We start from the raw sequence: 2617 nt of genomic DNA, 5'->3' as shown, positions 1-2617 counted from the left end.
GAAAGCGGCTCACGGGCTAAACCGGCATTCTCTGCCGGTGTACTGCGGTGTACGGTTTTGTCAGCCGTTTTTTCAGCAGAAACCGCCTGCGCTTTCCGGCGTGAACGGAATAATGAAAGCCCCATCACAAGCCCTCCACACGCTCACCCGGCAGGGCATACTGCACCTGATGGTAAAACGGAAACACCGTACTGTATCCCGGCACCGGCAGATTACCGGCCGAGAGGTGCGGGAACACATACATCACCATGTCCGGGTTCGGCAGACGCGGAAACTGCTGATGGATCTCACTGCTTTGTGTCCGGGTATACGCGGTGTTCGCCTGCTGACGGTGTGCAGCTTCATCATTCGTCAGCCCGCGTCGCAGGACGCTGCGGGCAGTCTCCGTCACCGTCCGGTTGTCCGCACTGTCCTGGTCAGCCTGTCTGCCTGACCAGATGGCCATCATGTCGCTGTTTCCCGCCGGCAGCAGTTCCTCTTTGGAGGTGGCACAGCCGGCCAGTAAAAACACCAGTGCGCACAGCACACTGCCTTTCATCAGTCTCATAGTATGATCCCTCCCGCTCCCTTCAGAACCGCCCCCCGGCAGTTCAGCCGGGCAAACTCACCGTGACAGTTCAGTTCAGATAATGAAAAAGGCACGCATTGCCAGCCGGCTTTATCCGGCGTCTCTCCTTTAAACACCGTGTACAGCAGACGATCCCAGTCACGGTCCTGCGGGTACGCCTTATTCCCCGGGGCAAACCGGTAAACGGTAATGTCGTTGTCACACAGCGCCACCCGGTGACGGCCGACAGACAGCACCGCCCCGGCCGCCTCACCGGCGGCAACCTGCCACGCCAGCTGTATCGTCGCCGGTGACATGCCGGCAATCAGCTGCTGTTGCTCATCATCAAACACCTGATGACCGTCCACCGTCAGGCAAAAATGACTTCCGGTGCAACCGGCTTTTCCGGCACTGAACACAAACACCAGCGGAAACGTCACCGGCGTCACGACCTGCGCCCCCGGCTTCGCAAAATACGTCACTCCAGACCTCCTTCCTCACCCTCTGTCAGTGAAAAGCCGTAGTTCACCCGGCGTCCCTGTGATTCATAATCCACCGGGATCTGACGGCTGATATGCACCGCGACTTTCTGCCCCGGCGGCACATACACCGCATCAAAGGTCTGCCCGTAGCGGGATTTCACCCAGTCAGCCACATCCTTAAAACCGCCGCCGATGGCACTGCCCAGCGCGGCTTTTCCCGCATCCCCGGACAGCGAGGATGTGATACCGTAACCGTTGTTCTGCGCGGTATACTGGCTCTGTGACATCGCATTCCCGGCCGAGGCGGCTGCCGTCAGGGCAAACAGGGTCGGCAGATAAGTGCCGGCATTGGTTTTACGCTCACCGCTGATACACGGGATCCCGCTCTCATCCGAGATCCAGCCGAGCGACCCGCCGTTATTGCGGGCATTCTGTCCGCTGCCGGCCTGACTGCCACCGTCCGTCCGGTCAGCCGGCTTCGGCACCGTGCGTACCGTGCCGTCCGTAAAGACAAAGGTGATCGAAGTGATATCCCCGCGCACACAGGACAATGTCCAGTCACCGGTGGCCGAGCCGCTGATCACCGCCCCTTCCACATCTGGTAACTCAATGCCGTTCGCCGTGAGGTTGTCTTTTCCCACCACCACCTTGAACGGATACGGATCGGTCACTTTACCGTCGATGGGCACCCGGCCCAGCAACGCCGTCATCGCCTGACTGCCCACCAGAGTGGCATTTTCGGGTATCGTGTAAGCCGGTTCAGTATGCGCCTCACCGTCCGCTCTACCGGACAGCGTGCGCTGATTTTTGGCCAGCCGGTCCAGTTCTGCTTTCTGACGGGTAATGGCGTTATCCTCCAGAAAAGACGTCGGAAACGCCGGTTTAGCCGGTTGTCCGTTCACCATCCGGCCCGGTTCAGCCGGCTGAGCATCCTGTGGCTCGGCCCACAACAACCCGTCTTTCACCGTCAGCCCGCTGCCCTGTGCATCCAGCCCCAGTCCCAGCGGAATATCGCCCTGTCCGCCGCCGGGTGCCGGCTGACCTGACGGGGCGGTCAGTGACGCCCCCAGGGTATCCAGACGCCGCATCAGCGTCTGTTGCTCCTGTTGCAGAGCACGCTGCTGACTCTCCGCTTCCTGACGGACAGAGGCCACCGCAGACTGGATCTGCCCCGATACATTCTGTTGCCGGTTACGCAACTGCGTGTTCTCTTCCAGCAGTTTCTCGTTTTGGGCAATCAGCTCCGCCTGACGGTCACGCACCGTTTTCATGGTGCCAATCAATGTCCTCAGCGTATCGGCTGGGGTATCCCCCTCAATCCCGAGCGACTTCAGCTCCCCCGGGTCAAGATCATTAATCGACTGAGACAGACTGTCCTGCCCGCCGTTGCCGGCCGGCGTCTCCGGCTGACAGCTTTTGATGCCGATCAGCACCGCCAGCGCCAGTGCAGACGGCACCAGTATTTTGACCAGCGTATTGGATGTCACTTTCATCGGGCTTTCCCTCCCGTTCCCCGGACAGGCGGCTCCGCCGGAAATGCCTTATCCGGTTTGCCTTTCATCACCAGATATACCGTGGTGGTATCCTC

3 protein-coding genes are annotated in these 2617 nt (G+C 60.2%); all 3 read right to left on the bottom strand.

Annotated elements, in window-relative coordinates; all coding sequences use genetic code 11:
- Positions 1–124 precede the first annotated feature (124 nt).
- From QSH13_RS18330 to QSH13_RS18320, 3 genes are read right to left on the bottom strand one after another with little or no spacing between them, the layout of a single operon-like run.
- The gene (locus QSH13_RS18330) at positions 125–547 is read right to left on the bottom strand and encodes a TIGR03751 family conjugal transfer lipoprotein (RefSeq protein ID WP_113355646.1); all 423 of its coding nucleotides are present in this window, start codon (positions 545–547) and stop codon (positions 125–127) included.
- Entirely contained in the window at positions 544–1029 is a 486-nt protein-coding gene (locus tag QSH13_RS18325; protein ID WP_113355645.1) for a hypothetical protein, read from the bottom strand. The genes QSH13_RS18330 and QSH13_RS18325 overlap by 4 nt, the downstream gene beginning before the upstream one ends.
- A complete protein-coding gene (locus QSH13_RS18320) occupies positions 1026–2522 on the bottom strand; it encodes a TIGR03752 family integrating conjugative element protein (protein ID WP_286047536.1) in 1497 nt (498 codons plus the stop codon). Before QSH13_RS18320 ends, QSH13_RS18325 begins: the two co-directional genes overlap by 4 nt.
- Positions 2523–2617: the final 95 nt, after the last annotated feature.

This window comes from Proteus faecis, assembly GCF_030286765.1.
Lineage (GTDB): Bacteria > Pseudomonadota > Gammaproteobacteria > Enterobacterales > Enterobacteriaceae > Proteus > Proteus faecis.
Note: the sequence above shows the minus strand (reverse complement) of the source record. Positions and strands in the feature narration are given on the sequence as shown.